This window comes from Nodularia sp. UHCC 0506 (assembly GCF_034931045.1).
Lineage (GTDB): Bacteria > Cyanobacteriota > Cyanobacteriia > Cyanobacteriales > Nostocaceae > Nodularia.
The window spans coordinates 297,548-312,434 of sequence record NZ_JAYGHH010000001.1; the positions used below are offsets into that span (position 1 = coordinate 297,548).

The 14,887-nt window shown below is 41.3% G+C and carries 14 protein-coding genes; 7 read left to right on the forward strand and 7 right to left on the reverse strand.

From position 1 onward, the window contains the following. The first annotated feature begins 37 nt into the window (after window positions 1-37). Together VB654_RS01325 and VB654_RS01330 are read left to right on the forward strand one after the other, a co-directional pair. Complete coding sequence (locus VB654_RS01325) at window positions 38-1,207, forward strand: DUF1822 family protein (protein ID WP_323211514.1); 1,170 nt, start codon at window positions 38-40, stop codon at window positions 1,205-1,207. Between the two features lie 99 nt (window positions 1,208-1,306). Continuing rightward, entirely contained in the window at window positions 1,307-2,437 is a 1,131-nt protein-coding gene (locus VB654_RS01330) for a Gfo/Idh/MocA family oxidoreductase (protein ID WP_323211515.1), read from the forward strand. A 265-nt stretch (window positions 2,438-2,702) separates the two neighbouring features. Here VB654_RS01330 and scpB read toward each other — a convergent pair whose 3' ends face one another. Further along, window positions 2,703-3,236 carry an SMC-Scp complex subunit ScpB gene (gene scpB, locus VB654_RS01335; RefSeq protein ID WP_323211517.1) on the reverse strand — a complete coding sequence of 178 codons (534 nt, stop codon included), beginning with the start codon at window positions 3,234-3,236 and terminating at the stop codon, window positions 2,703-2,705. Window positions 3,237-3,279: 43 nt separating this feature from the next. Beyond that, on the reverse strand, window positions 3,280-4,032 hold the full coding sequence (gene ispD / locus VB654_RS01340) for a 2-C-methyl-D-erythritol 4-phosphate cytidylyltransferase (RefSeq protein WP_323211518.1): 753 nt from the start codon (window positions 4,030-4,032) through the stop codon (window positions 3,280-3,282). Window positions 4,033-4,163: 131 nt separating this feature from the next. On the opposite strand from ispD, the gene VB654_RS01345 reads away from it, so the two are divergent. Further along, window positions 4,164-5,123 carry a glycosyltransferase family 9 protein gene (locus tag VB654_RS01345; RefSeq protein ID WP_323211519.1) on the forward strand — a complete coding sequence of 320 codons (960 nt, stop codon included), beginning with the start codon at window positions 4,164-4,166 and terminating at the stop codon, window positions 5,121-5,123. A gap of 233 nt (window positions 5,124-5,356) precedes the next feature. Here VB654_RS01345 and VB654_RS01350 read toward each other — a convergent pair whose 3' ends face one another. The 3 genes from VB654_RS01350 to VB654_RS01360 all read right to left on the reverse strand — a co-directional run bounded on the left by VB654_RS01350 (window position 5,357) and on the right by VB654_RS01360 (window position 8,620). Next, entirely contained in the window at window positions 5,357-6,058 is a 702-nt protein-coding gene (locus tag VB654_RS01350; RefSeq protein WP_323211521.1) for a DevA family ABC transporter ATP-binding protein, read from the reverse strand. Window positions 6,059-6,140: 82 nt separating this feature from the next. After that, window positions 6,141-7,322, reverse strand: coding sequence for an ABC transporter permease DevC (gene devC / locus VB654_RS01355; RefSeq protein WP_323211523.1), 1,182 nt, complete (start codon window positions 7,320-7,322; stop codon window positions 6,141-6,143). Beyond that, window positions 7,319-8,620: an ABC exporter membrane fusion protein gene (locus tag VB654_RS01360; protein WP_323211525.1), complete on the reverse strand. Its 1,302-nt coding sequence runs from the start codon at window positions 8,618-8,620 to the stop codon at window positions 7,319-7,321. The genes devC and VB654_RS01360 overlap by 4 nt, the downstream gene beginning before the upstream one ends. Before the next feature lie 100 nt (window positions 8,621-8,720). On the opposite strand from VB654_RS01360, the gene VB654_RS01365 reads away from it, so the two are divergent. Then, the gene (locus VB654_RS01365) at window positions 8,721-9,593 is read left to right on the forward strand and encodes a TetR/AcrR family transcriptional regulator (protein ID WP_323211526.1); all 873 of its coding nucleotides are present in this window, start codon (window positions 8,721-8,723) and stop codon (window positions 9,591-9,593) included. Window positions 9,594-9,745: 152 nt separating this feature from the next. Here the strand turns inward: VB654_RS01365 and VB654_RS01370 are convergent, their stop codons facing one another. Beyond that, window positions 9,746-10,225, reverse strand: coding sequence for a CRR6 family NdhI maturation factor (locus VB654_RS01370; protein WP_323211528.1), 480 nt, complete (start codon window positions 10,223-10,225; stop codon window positions 9,746-9,748). 418 nt (window positions 10,226-10,643) lie between these two features. Between VB654_RS01370 and VB654_RS01375 the strand changes: the two genes are divergently transcribed. The 3 genes from VB654_RS01375 to VB654_RS01385 all read left to right on the forward strand — a co-directional run bounded on the left by VB654_RS01375 (window position 10,644) and on the right by VB654_RS01385 (window position 14,198). Further along, the gene (locus VB654_RS01375) at window positions 10,644-11,093 is read left to right on the forward strand and encodes a Fur family transcriptional regulator (RefSeq protein WP_323211529.1); all 450 of its coding nucleotides are present in this window, start codon (window positions 10,644-10,646) and stop codon (window positions 11,091-11,093) included. Between the two features lie 236 nt (window positions 11,094-11,329). Continuing rightward, window positions 11,330-13,096, forward strand: coding sequence for a DUF3685 domain-containing protein (locus tag VB654_RS01380; RefSeq protein ID WP_323211530.1), 1,767 nt, complete (start codon window positions 11,330-11,332; stop codon window positions 13,094-13,096). A gap of 97 nt (window positions 13,097-13,193) precedes the next feature. After that, window positions 13,194-14,198: a sulfite exporter TauE/SafE family protein gene (locus VB654_RS01385; protein ID WP_323211531.1), complete on the forward strand. Its 1,005-nt coding sequence runs from the start codon at window positions 13,194-13,196 to the stop codon at window positions 14,196-14,198. A 20-nt stretch (window positions 14,199-14,218) separates the two neighbouring features. Here the strand turns inward: VB654_RS01385 and VB654_RS01390 are convergent. Further along, on the reverse strand, window positions 14,219-14,887 hold a 669-nt coding region (locus VB654_RS01390), incomplete at its 5' end, for an FAD-dependent oxidoreductase (protein ID WP_323211532.1).

A 14,887-nucleotide genomic window follows, 5' to 3' on the forward strand; every position in this document is an offset into this window, starting at 1 on the left:
CTCAAAAAAAGCCGAAAAATTCTCCGGAGAAAACCCTATGACTACTAATACCCCCATTTTAAGTTTTGCTTCCACAGACCTGATCTTAGAAATCCCCACCACTGTAGAACATCAAGTTCATCTTCACAGTCAATCTTTTGCTAATTCTACTAGTTATCAAGGTTATATCAATCAACTTTGTCTGGGTGCTGTCTTGCCTTGGTTGCAAGAAGATTTTACACCCCAAGCAAAAGTTTGGCCTGATACTGCGGCTTTGTCCAGTTTTTGGGAATTAGTGAATGGTACGGCTATTACAGTAAATGCAACTAGATTTATTTTGGTTCCCAGTGAAAATATTGATAGTAGTGAATTGCGTGTACCGCAAGAATGGGTGGATTTACCAAGCTGGGCGGGGGATTATTACTTAGCCGTGCAAGTAGAACCGGATGAAGGCTATGTAAGAGTTTGGGGTTATTGTAGTCATGCACAACTGAAGACTAAAGGTGATTATGACCCAGGCGATCGCACTTATGCCTTGAATGAAGCTGATATAATTACTGATATAAATATATTAAATGTGGCGCAGGAATTTTGTGCAGATGAAGTCAAACGGGCTGCCACTGTAGATTTACCCACACTACCACAAACACAAGCCGAAAATTTAATTACCCGCTTGGGAAATCCAGAAATCATTACCCCTCGTTTAGCCGTTCCTTTTCCATTGTGGGGGGGATTAATGGCACATGGGGGTTGGCGACAACGTTTATATGAACAACGTTTAGGACTACCAGAACAACGGTCAGTTGTCCAATGGTTACACAGTGGAGTGACTCAGATTGCCGCAGCCACAGGCTGGGGAAAGTTAAATCTGCAATTGAGTCCAGTCGGGGCGCGGAGTGTAGAAGAAAGACAACCAGAAATCAGCTTATCACGCCAACTGGCGATCGCTGGTCAATTATACGAACTGCTAATCATACCCCAAGGACAACCAAACACCCGACATTGGCGCTTTGAATTACGTCACGCCACCATCGGCGCAGCCATTCCCGGCGGTTTTAAACTCAGACTCCTCACCGAAGACTTAAAACCATTTCCTAATAATGAAGATATAGCCACAACAGCAGTAGATAAACTGTATATAGAAGTTGCCTTAGAACCAGGAGAAGGTATAGTCTGGGAAGTAGAACCCCTTCCTGATAACTATGATCGGGAAATTCTCAGATTCTGAAAAAGACTGATGTAAAAAACCTATTAAACCCTCTTACCTTGGCGTTCTTTGCGTCTTGGCGGTTCGTTTTTCCATACATAATATAAACACTATTAATTTATGCCTTCCGAAATCCCAACAAATCAAAATAAAATTGGTGTAGCAGTTTTGGGGACTGGATTTGGTCAAAAAGTCCATATTCCCGGATTTCAAGCCCATCATCGCACCGAAATAGTTGCTGTTTATCATCGAGATATTAATAAAGCCAAAGCCATCGCCGAAACTAATAATATCCCTCACGCCTGTGATACGGTTGCCGACATTTTGGCATTACCAGAAGTGCAAGCCGTGAGTATCGCCACCCCACCATTTCTGCACTATGAAATGGCCAAAGAAGTGCTGCAAGCGGGCAAACATTTATTATTAGAAAAACCCACAACTTTAAATGTATTTGAAGCCAAAGAATTATATCAATTAGCCCAAGCCAAAGGCGTAACAGCTACAGTAGATTTTGAATTTCGCTTTATTCCAGGATGGCAATTATTTGCGGAATTATTAGCCAGCAACTATGTAGGCAACAAACGTTTAATTAAAATTGATTGGTTAGGTTCCTCCCGCGCCGATACTTCCCGCCCTTGGAACTGGTATTCTTCAGAAGATCAAGGAGGTGGTGCATTAGGTTCTTTAGGTTCTCACGCCTTCGATTATATATCCTGGTTATTTGGCCCAGTCAGCAGATTAAATGCCCACCTCAGTACCGCCATTTCTGCACGAGTTGACCCGGCTAACGGAGAATTAAAACCAGTAAATACAGATGATACCTGTCTGTTATCTCTGGAATTATTTGATGGCACACCTTGCCAAGTTACTATCAGTGCTGTAGTTCACGCATCGAGGACACATTGGGTAGAAGTGTATGGCGATCGCGGTACTCTAGTTTTAGGTAGTGAAAATCAAAAAGATTATATACATGGATTTCGGGTCTGGGGTTCCCAGCCTGGTCAACCTCTCCAAGAAATTGACATCCCTAGCCGCTTAGTTTTTCCCCAAAATCACGCCGATGGACGCATTTCAGCATTTACCCGTGTAGTAGACCAATGGGTAAAGGGGATGGAACACCAACAAGAAATAGTCCCATCCTTGCGAGAAGGGGTTTATTCCCAACTATTAATGGATTTATCTCATAAATCTCATAAAACTGCAAATTGGGTTGATGTACCCCATCTGGAAGCATTCCTAACGAATAATTAGCCCAAGTCTCACTCTCAGCCTCTCTTTTTGCTGGAAATCAGAGATAGTAAAAGGGAACAGGGAACGGGCAACAGGCAACAGGGAAATCCCCATAATTAAAATCAGGGGATTTGTACAAGGACGCATTGAAACATCGTGGCTTACGCCATCTCGTTTCAAATATTTTTATCTCTTTTCATAAATAAATTTAGGGGCTTTAAACCCTGTATTCGGGGCTAATTTTTTTCTGTTCCCTGTTCCCGCCCCGAAGGGGCTTGGTAAAAAGTTACGGTTTTACTTCTTCTGTGAGTGTGAGGTCTAATTCTAGTTGTTCTTCCTGGTGATTGGATTCTAATAGTTTTGGTAATTGTTCAATTTGAAAATACTGATGAAATTTCGGTGTGACTTGTAGCGAGTAAGAGCGAGAATCATTGTCTCGGCGTTTCCGCACAAAACCGAGTTCGACCAGTTCCGGGACGTGTTGATATACTCCTGAACCACGCAGTTCAATTAAATCGGTCTGGAGTATGGGATTATGTAAAGCGATCGCAGCTAAAGTCCTTAATGCACCTAGTCCCAATTCTACAGGAATCAGCGTTTGTACTAAATCATGAAAATCAGACCGCAGTTGCAAGCTATAACCAGTGGGAGTTTCTACTACTTCTAAAGCACTTTCTTTGTGAGCATAATTATCCATTAGTTCCATTATGCCTTCTTCTACTGTGGCGCGATCGCACCCTGCATACTCGGCTATTTCGCTCAGAGATAAGGGTTTACCTTTTAAATACAGAATCGCTTCTATCTTAGTTGCTGTAGTCATTAGTCATTAGTCATTGGTCATTGGTCATTAGTCATTGAGAAGTTTATTCTCCCCTGCTCCCTGCCCCCTGCCCCCTGCTCCCCTGCTCCCTGCCCCCTGCTCCCTGCTCCCCTGCCTCTTCTCGGTTGCTGAGGATAAATTCCGCGATCGCTAAATCTTGAGGTGTGGTAACTTTTAAATTAGTTTCTTCACCTGGGACAATTTGGACTTCAATACCACATTTTTCAAATAAAGCCGCATCATCAGTTACTTCCCAACCTTGACGCACACCTTGGGCGTGACATTCTTTCAATAACTTGACATTAAACCCTTGAGGTGTTTGTGCTGCCCACAATTGCCGTCGGTCGGGTGTACTTTGAATAATGCCATGATCGTCAACAACTTTGATTGTATCTTTCACCGGTACAGCCGCAATTAACCCAGAACATTGGCGGATAGCTTCGGCACAGGAGTTGAGTAAATCTGGTGTGGCTAAACACCGTGCGCCGTCGTGAATTAATACGTGTTCTGCGGTGTCTGGTAGCGCCTGTAAGCCTTTATAAACCGATTCTTGGCGGGTGGAGCCACCTGCAATAAATTCCACTGGTTTAGTCACATTTAAATCAGCAATAATTGTTTTGAATTCAGGCCAATCATAAGGTTGAGATATAATCCCGATCCACTTGATTTTACTGGCTGCTGCCGCCGCTTTGAGAGTCCAAGCAATAATTGCTTGCGATCGCACTTCCAGAAGGAGTTTGTTACGATTTCCTCCCATTCTTTTGCCGATACCCGCCGATGGAATGAGTAAATACACAGAAAACCTCAAGATATTAACGACTAATAACCAATAATCAATCACCAATAACCAATAACCAATGACTAATGACTAATTTCTAATACCTATATTCACCTAAAATAAGGAGCGAGTACGAGTCAATAAATATTATGCGAGTAGTAGCCCTTGTTCCTGGTGGAATTGGCGACCAAATTCTTTTCTTCCCGACACTAGATGATTTGAAGCGTAATTACCCTAACGCTCAGTTAGATGTCGTTGTCGAACCCCGGTCAAAGGCTGCCTACCGGGTGAGCAAGTCAGTTAATGATGTCCTGACCTTCGATTATAAAGACCGCAACAGTCTGGCGGATTGGAGCAACCTAGTAGGCACGATTCGCGATCGCGAGTATGATGCCGTCATCACTGTGGGACAAAGCTGGTTAATGGGTCTTTTACTCTGGTTAACGGGAATTCCTACCCGCGTTGGCTATAAAGGCAAAGGCGCAGGTTTTCTCACTGACTCTGTTCCATTCCAACCAAACAAGTATGTGGCGGCAGTATATCACGATTTGCTGCAACCGTTTGGGATTAAAACCCCTTGCCCAGAATTAGCAGTTAATGTACCGAAACCAGATATTGACTGGTCACAAAATGAACAAAAACGCTTGGGGGTAAATGAAACAGGCTACATATTGATTAATGCTGGTTCTAGCGAAGTATCTCTAACAGCTTTGGATAAACTCTACCCAGTGGAAAATTGGCAGAAAATTATTCAAGAATGTCAACAAAAGCAGCCAGATTTGCCTGTGGTGGTGATTCAAGGATCTGAAAATGAGCAAATTAAGCGATCATCGCTCTTGGAAAGAACTCCCGGTATCAAGGTGACTTATCCTAATAATATTGGCAAATTAGCTGCCATGATTGGCGGCGCAAGTTTGATGTTATCAACCGATGATCCACTCCTTCACCTAAGTGTGGCAGTGCAAACTTATACTATTGCTTTATTTGGCTCCACAGATCCAGCGCAGTTGTTGCCAAAAAGTGATAAATTTCTGGCGATTAAATCACCAACAGACCAAATGGCAGATATTTCACCCCAAACCGTTTTGGATAAAATTTGGGCTGGTTAAACCAGTGCTGAGTGCTGAGTAAAGATAACATCCACAGTGCTTAGGGACTTCCAAATAAAAAAACACTCAACCACTTAACGAAAAAAACCTCACTTCGACAAGCTCAGTGACCACTTAAATCCTCTTAACTCTGTGTCCTCTGTGCCTCTGTGGTAGCCTTCGGCAAGCTACGCTAACGTTTATTTGGATAATTTATTTATTAGAAGTCCCTGAGAAAAACCTTCCACTCAGCATTAAGCATTACTAAGACTATTCACATCATTTCTAACTAGATGACCATCTTCCATGTAGATAATCCGGTCAGCGATATCTAAAATACGGTTGTCGTGGGTGACGAGCAAAATTGTACAGCCTTGCTCTTTAGCTAATTTTTGCATGATTTCCACAACATCGCGCCCCGATTGTTTATCGAGTGCAGCAGTGGGTTCATCTGCTAAGACAATTTTAGGCTGATTTACTAACGCTCGTGCGATCGCTACCCGTTGTTTTTGTCCACCAGACAAATTATCGGGATAGTAATTCAGTCGTTCTCCCAAACCCACTGCTTCTAGCATTTCTTGTGATTGCTTGAGCATTTCCTGGGGCGAAATTTGCGGTTGCACTTCTAAACCCATCCGCACATTCTGAAGTGCTGTCAAACTACCATGCAAATTATGAGCTTGAAAGATATAACCATTACTTCGCCGCGCCTGTGTTAACTGTTTAGGACTAGCACCACACAGTTCTCTGTCTAAGACTCGCATACTACCAGATTGGACAGAACGCAAGCCTCCCACTAAAGTTAGCAATGTCGTTTTACCAGAACCAGAAGGCCCAGTCATAATCACAATCTCACCGGCATTAATTGTGAGGTTGATATTGAATAAAACCTGCTTACTCAGTTGACCACTACCAAAGTAATGATCCAGATTTTCAATAGAGATAACATTATTCATTAGTTATTAGTCATTGCTCATTGGAAAATTACTGTCTTATCCCCCCTGCTCCCTGCCCCCTTGCCTCTTCCCCCCCCATTCCCTAAAACATATCGGCGGGGTCGGCAGATTGTAATTTCTGAGTGGCGATAATTCCCGAAATAGCACACATAATGATTGTTAGCAATAACACAACTACTGCCCTGAATAAAGTCATATATATCGGTAAATTTGTCGCATTGCGAGCCAAGTGGTAAAGTCCTAAAGGCACGACAAATCCAGGAATAAAACCCAGGAAAGCTAAAATAATCGCTTCTTCAAAAATCACCCCTAATAAGTATGAATTGGGATAACCTATTGCTTTGAAGGTGGCGTATTCTTTCAAATGGGCATTCACATCAGTCGAAAGAACTTGATAGACAATAATCACACCTACCAGAAATCCCATAGATACGCCTAAACTGAAGATAAAACCAATGGGGCTTTCACTTTTCCAAAAGGCTTCTTCCAATTTGATAAATTCCTCCCGTGTTAGCACTTTGACATCTTCATTATTTTGGAGGTGCAATTTTAAGGCTGCTGCTACCTGCTGTGAGTCATAGCCTGGTTGAATATCTATCAAACCCAAGCTGATACTCCCTGCTTGTCGTCGAGGAAATAGCCGTAAAAAATTTTCATCGCTGGAAATCAATGTGCCGTCAGCGCCAAAGGATGCGCCTAATTTAAATGCGCCAGTGATGTTAATGGTACGTTTATCTATTTCTGTAGATACAGTTTTACCTGCGTCAATTTGGCGAAATACCTCTTGGTAGTCACCTCTGGCTCCACGGTCAAAAATAAAGGAATCAGGTAGTTTAATCTTGTCTAATTGAGCATTTAGTTCTGGTAAGTCTAAAACAGGCTGTTCAGGAGTGATGCCAATGGCTTGGACTGGGGTTTTGCGGCGTGTTTGAGGATGCTTCCAAGTCACTAAACCGATATACATGGCTGTAGCTGATTGTACACCGGGAACATCGGCAGCCTGCAATAATCGCCGCCGTGAAAAGGTAGACATATTTTGCATATTGCGGCTTTGAGGACTGATTAAAATGATGTCTGCCAGCACAGCCCGATTTATGGTGGTGTTGCTGTCGTATAAAGCATTCTGAAAGCCAAGCTGCATAAACATCAGGACATCTGCAAAGGCAATACCTGCTAAGGCGACAACCAAACGACTTTTATGATGGCTGAGTTGTAGCCATCCCAGAGGTGTTCGCCGTTGTAGTTCTTTGATTAAGTTGTTCACAATTCAATTACCGCCTTAACTTGTAAATTGGTAAATTTAGCGGCTTTTTGGCTGGATGCTGCATCAAGTTTTACATGAGCTTCCACAACTCTGGAATCAATATTTTCCGTGGGGTCACTGTTGATAATATTTTGCCGTTCCACTTTCCAGCCTACCCAATCTACTGTTCCAACTAATTCACCTGGTAGAGAGTTACTAGATATTCGCACTCGTTGTTGAGGTTGGACTTTGCTCACGTCGCTTTGATAAATTTCAACAACTGCATACATCTGGTTGGTTTGCCCAATCTCGATAATGCCCTCATTAGATACCATTTCACCTGATCGGGCATGAATATCAAATATTACACCATCTTGGGGTGATTTTACATAAGCCTGATCTAAGTTAGCCTTTGCCTGTTGTGCGACGGCCAAAGCTCGTTGAACTTCTGCTTTTGCTCCGGCAACATCTACCGGACGAACTTCGGCGATTTTGTCTAAGGTAGCAGATGCGGCATTGGCTTGTTGGTTGCCGGTGGCTTGAAGTCGAGCTAAAACTGTCTGAGCTTCGGTAATTTGCTGGCGACCAGTGCCATCAATACGGTTGAGAATGGCTCTAGCTTCACTTAACTGCTGGGTGATGATATCTACATTCAAGCGCTTAGTGTCAAATAAGGACTGGGAAATTGCGCCTTCAGAGTACAGCTGCTGATAGCGTTGAAATTCTACTTGGGCGTTTTTGAGTTCGGCTTCTAGCTTGTGAATTGTGGCTTGTTGTGCTGTTTTCTCTCCTTGCCACTGTACTTTTAATCGGGTGACTGTCTCTGTTTGCTGCCGTTCATCTCCTAGAGTCTGTGCTTGAATCCGCCCCATCTCGGCTTTTTGTGCCGCTATTTCGCCTACTTTTGCACCTTCCTGGATTTTTGCTAAATTTATCTGTGCTATTTTCACAGATGCTTCGGCTTCTTGTAATGCGGCTTGTAAGCGATCGCGGTTATCTAAAATAGCGATCGCCTGTCCAGCTTTCACCTGATCTCCTTCTTTGACTAATAGCTGTTCTACCCGGCTACCTTGACTCGATGCCGGTGCGGAAAGTTTAATCACTTTGCCTTTGGGTTCTAGTCTTCCCAGGGCAGTCACCGTTTTAATTTGCGGTATGCTCACCTCGTTGCTATGAGTTCTTTCCCATGACTGTAATTGCCAAAATTTGTAACCTGTTGTACCAGCGATCGCCAAACTTGTAGCCACTGCCAACAGGATCAGTTGGCGAGAGCTAGGCTTAAAGAATGCGGAACCTTTAGCTGTGCTATCAGGTAGCATAAGCCCCCTCTTTTACGTGTGAGTAAACTAATTAGTTCAATTGCCATGTAACTAAACTAAACTGTACATTCTAATAATGTCAAGAGTTCAAAAAAATAAAATGAAAAAGAGACAGACAGAAAGTAATCAGGTAGAGCGTTTGCTGTCACCAGAAAAAGTTGAAGCAATTCTCGCTGGTGCTATGCAAGAATTTTTAGCCAATGGCTATGCAGCCACCACAATGGATAAGGTGACAGCAGCAGCAGGAGTATCAAAAACAACGGTTTACAGCTACTTTCAGGATAAGGAGAGATTATTTATTGCCCTGATTGAACAACTAGCACAGGAAAATTTTCCAGCAGTATTTAGTCCCCAAGACCCGCAGTTCCTGGAAGGAGAACCTCCAATTGTTTTGCGCCGTTTAGCAACCAACATTTTGGTGCGGATGACCGGACAACAGGAAGTATTGAATTTAGTCAGAGTGATTATCGGTGAGTCTGGACGTTTCCCGTTGCTGGCGCAAGAGTTTGTGCGGAATATAGACAAACCTGCTTTGGAAATGCTAACGCAATATTTTACAGACCATCCAGAACTACAACTACCTGACCCATCAGTAGCAGCGCGGATTTTTATGGGGACATTAGTACATTTCAGCATTATTCAGAATATGCTACATAGCCACCATTTGTTACCAATGGAGTGCGATCGCCTCATTACTCAACTGATTAACTTACTCACAAGTCATCAGACTCCCAAACCGCCAACCGTCAATCAGTATTCTGGCACTGTTCAGAAATCGCCCAGGCGCAAGCGTACTGCGTCGGGTAAATTTAAAATGGATTATGGTCATGAACCAAAACATCTCAGGTCTATGCGACTCACAGATACAGCTTGGGAAAAATTGGCAGAATTAGCAAATGAAAATAATTTAACCAGAAGTGAGGCTATTGAAATTTTTGCTCGTCACGGTACTTTAGATAATCACACCTCCTAAAAATAGACATCTAGGATCAAAAAATTTCTGTAGAGACATTCCATGAAACGTCTCTACATTCTTTCTCGGAAACCCTCAATTATGTATATACATGGACATGGATTAAATAAACCGAGTTTTCACTCCTGACAGCACCCTGCACCCCTAGATTCTTATGAAAAAATCTCAAAAAAGGCATCATCTAAATCATAACCGAGCATTTGCGCCATAGATTTTAACCGCGATTGGCTGGGGATACCTTGTTGCTTGAGCCAATCACCCAAGATAAAAATCTTGTGCATGAGAAATATTTCTAAAGCTTCAGGGTTATATTGAATACCTTCTGTCTTACTGAATTGGTGTGGTACAAGCATAGCCGTATAACGAGCAAATTCGCCAGATTTCCAATCTAGTAAAAATGGCAACCAGGGGTATCTGGCATCTAAGCGCACAAACCACAGCCTCAACTCTGGAATTTCGGAAAGTTCGCGGGGGTCTCCAGGTTCTAAAGCATATTTTATCTCAAACTTCAGCTGCTGTTCGTGAGATGCGATCGTTGCGTTTTCCTCCAACAGTGGCGAAATCACCTTTAAGGCAGGTGTGATATCTAGATTGTTAACGCAGTCAGTATCAAGTGTAATTGTAATTGTCATCGATTCAGTAGGTACTTTATTTATGCTCAACAGTAGGATTGAGAATACACACTACCAGCTTTTGTGGGTTTGATGGGACATTTGCACCCATTTAACTCCCTAATATATCTGTATCCACCGAAATTTTGCAGACATAACACCCGCCTAAAGATGGACATTTACCCCAATTTTAAGTTAAAGTTGTAATGAGTTTGTTTAAGAGGGTAATGTCATCAAGCAAACACCCACAAACAACAAACAATGATCACCTAAAACTGTAAATTATGCAGTTACACAGGCAGAGGCAAAATCACTCATGTAATATCCTTGCATTTGAACCTCACATGACTAGAAATCACAAGTGTGCGGCTTTTGAAAAGCAAAACAACCAATAAACATTGAAACGGGAAAATCTCCTTAATAGTTAACAAATTTAACTATGCAAAATCAATCCATATCGACAAAACCCATTCGTTCTCTAGAAGATGCCCTAGAAAGGTGTCAACTATTGGGTATGCGCGTCAGTCGCCAGCGTCGCTTTATTTTAGAACTGCTGTGGCAAGCTAATGAACATCTTTCTGCTAGGGAAATTTATGATCGCCTCAGTCAACAAGGTAAAAATATTGGTCACACTTCTGTTTATCAAAACTTAGAAGCCTTATCAACTCAGGGCATCATTGAGTGTATTGAACGCTGTGACGGGCGTTTATATGGCAACAACAGTGATTCCCATAGTCATGTCAACTGTATTGATACTCATCAACTTCTTGATGTTCACATAGAATTACCAGCAGAATTGCTCCGTCAGGTGGAACAAACAACAGGAGTGCGGATTACTGAATATAGTATTAATTTTTATGGTTATCGCAATTCCCCAGAAAAACCATAAGTTTAAAAGTTTGTCGTGGGGACTTTAGTCCTCATAATTCATTTTCATATTTGTGGTGGGTTACACTGTCGCTCTAGGGTAGCCATGTTCTCAGGGCTATACCCACCCTAATGATTTTATTTTTGAATATAGAAATTTTGTAATTGACAAAAACAAGTGACAATGAGAGGGACTAAGTTTAGCATCAAAAATGTTTGTGTCAGTGAACAAACAAGCGTAGTGTATTTTTTGATACTATGAGCAAAAAACCCCTCAAATTATTGTTAATTGACCAAGACCCCATATTTAGGCTAGGACTACGGGTGGCATTGTCAGCATTACCTGACATCGAAGTGGTATCAGAAGCAGAAACAGATACAACAGCCTTGCAGATATTAGCAGAACTTGCTCAACAAGATCCCAATCAAGTAAATTTGGTGGTTTTAGAATTAGGCAATGGGCGTTCTATTTCCAGCCAACAGCAAGGGTTACAACTCTGTCAACAACTAAAAATTCAATACCCTAAATTACCAGTTTTGCTACTTAGTTCTGTGCAAGAACCAGGATTACTGTTAGCGGTTCAGGCTGCTGGTGTTAATGGCTACTGTCCTAAAGGTACTCCTATTCCTGAATTAGTCGCTGCGATGACAGAAGTAGTGGATGGTGGTTTCTATTGGTTTCCCGAACAGCGAAGCGTAGAAACAACTTCCCATCCCATCACCCCGTCACCTCGTCTTCCCCTGGCTAGGGTGCGGAAGAATTGGTATTTATCAGGAATTGGCTACATTGAGGCAAGTTTAGCCGCAGTTACGGCGCAATTACAAACCCCAGGATTACCGTTAATAGATCGAGCTGTTTTCGCTGGACAACGAAGAGAACTGTTAGCATCTCGTTGGTTACTAACTCGGTTATTAGTTTCACCACAGGAAAGACAAGAGGAAGAAACAATTTCTGCCACTCAGAAACAGCCGGAAATTCCCGTATTAAGTATTGCTACTGAACCATTATTGTTGCAGCAACAACCAACTTTAGCGCCTTTACTTAGCCCGCGATCGCTGCAATCTGATTTATTCTCATTATGTGTCACCAAGTTACAATCATCTTTACAAAATGTCACAGATGTAGCTTTAGAAATTGATATTTTTCGTGAAGATAAAAAACGGGAATTACTTTATTTAACGCTGCAAAAACTAGCTCAAAAACTTGATGAACTGCGTGTCCCTCAAGTAACTATTGATCAACTAGAAACCTTAAAAGACAGCATATTATATGATTTATGGCAAGCTGTAATTACAGATTTCTTTGGTAAATTTTATCGGGTGCAAGTCAGTAACCAAAAGATAGAAGTCGTTAATTTACTACTGCAAAATTATCGAGTTGTCCAAACAGAGATTTTCAATAAAATTCCCTTAGTTGTAGAATTATTTTCTTATTTGGTATTTCAGGCAGATTTGCACATTGATAATACTTGTTATTCAGCCGGTAGTTCGGAAGCTAAATCTCAAGCATTAATAATTTTAGAAAATCTATTAATTCAGGTAGCCAATGGTGTAGTGCAACCGTTGCTTAACTCTTTAGCAGATGTGGAAGAAATTAAACAAAATTATTATGACCGGAGGTTAATTTCCACAAGAGAAATAGAACGCTTTCGCAACGAACTATCATGGAAATACCGTTTAAACAAGTATATCAATGAGCCAAAAGCCATATTTGAAAGCAGCTATGAACTATTTGTATTAGCACCGCGAGGAATTGCCAAAACTTCACTGTATGCTCCTCGTAGTCAGGAATTAGCCCAGCTTTCTGGTATTCCCCTATTAGTCACATTAACATTAGAATTTCGAGATGCGATCGCGCCTCGTTTAAAATCTTTATTATCTATTGTCGGTAGTGGTATTGTTTTCCTGTTGACAAAAATAGTTGGTCGAGGTTTAGGTTTAATTGGTCGTGGTATTCTGCAAGGAATTGGCAGCGTATCGTTAACAGAAAAGAATTTTAAGCGCAATAGTGAGCGACCTAAGTGATGGAGATTAAACAATTCAAAATTCAAAATTCAAAATTCAAAATTGAAGATTGTCTCACCCGGAGATTTCAACCCCTAAATCCAAATTTAAAAATATTATGAATGGGCGCATCCTTTTTGCTTTATTTACTAAGATTTGGGTTTCCCAATCATTCATTCGTGTAAGCATTATAGTTGCTTTAACTGTATGGACAACCTGGTTAATCATTGTTGGCCCTAGTTCAGCGCTATCTAATATGATTCGTTACTGGCAAGTTGCTGTAACTATGGTTTTTGGTTCAATGATTGCTGGCGGGACAAGTATGGGTGGAGGCGCAGTAGCTTTTCCAGTTCTGACTAAGGTGTTGCAAGTTCCTGCACATGAGGCTAGAGTTTTTTCTCTTGCTATTCAAACTGTTGGTATGGGAGCCGCATCCTTAACTATTGTGGCTATGGGTACTCCATTGGAGTGGCGGTTTATTCGTTGGGTAAGTCTGGGAGGTGTTCCAGGAATTATTATTAGCTCAGTTTTTTTAGCTCCTATCATACCCGCAAATGCAATCAAGATTGGTTTTACAATCATGATTAGCAGTTTTGCGATTATTTTGTTTTTTCTAAATCGTCATATAAATCAGCCAAATTTAGTTATACAATCGTGGGGTAAATGGGAAAGAAATGTATCTTTTCTTGTAGGAATCATAGGAGGAATGATTAGTGGTTTAGTTGGGAGTGGAATGGATATTTTTGCTTTTTCAGTGATGGTATTATTGTTTGGTGTTTGTGAAAAAGTAAGTACTCCTAACTCCGTAATTTTAATGTCCATTAACACTGCTGTAGGTTTTTTTCTGCATAAATTTATGCTGGGAAACTTTATTGAGCCAGTTAGTAATTATTGGTTGGCAGCAGTCCCAGTAGTTGTAGTTGGTGCGCCATTAGGTGCAATATTATGCAATTTATTAAATCGGACAACAGTGATTAGGGTACTCATCAGTTTAATCTTTGTGGAGTTGGTTAGTTCACTTTTATTAATTCCTCTCACTTTGCCTGTAATTTATATGGCTATATTTGCATTGATTCTATTTTTATCGTTATTTTTTTGGATGTACAAAATAGGAATTCAGTAAACAATTTTAACACTTTTTGATTACAAGTTCCAATCACGGCGAAAATGAAACAAGCCTTCGAGAAAGTCTTGTAAAGCAGAATTACTACTTAACTTTTGCTGACTCCATTCTCTAGCTGTGTTTGCGATAATCTCTGAAAAACTGGGATAAACAGCAGATAAATTTGCTAACTGTTTAACTGGAATTTTTTGAGCCATAGCTAAGGCAATTAAATTAATTAACTCTGATGCTTCTGCCCCCAGTATTGAACTGCCCAAAATTTCCCCATTGCGGTGTACAATTAATTTACAGATACCTGTCGTTTCGTCTTGTAGTTGGGCTGCTGTGACTGATTTATAATATTGTCTTAATACTAAAACTTCATTTGGTTTAAATTGGCGTTTTGCCTGTGCCTCTGTTAAACCCACCTCCGCCAACCTGGGATGAGAATTTAGTCCCCAAGGAATGCAGCGATAATTGACTGGTAATCGGGGAAAAAACAGGGCATTTTTGACAGCAATTCTAGCTTCATAATTAGCAACATTATGAAAATCATAACCACCAATGACATCACCACAGGCATAAATGCGGTGGTTTGTGGTTTGTAATTTGTCATTCACAACCAAGCGATGCTGCCGCCATTTCACGCCGACATCTGCCAAATTGAGAAACTCAACATTGGGGTGTTGTCCAGTTGCTACTACAATTTC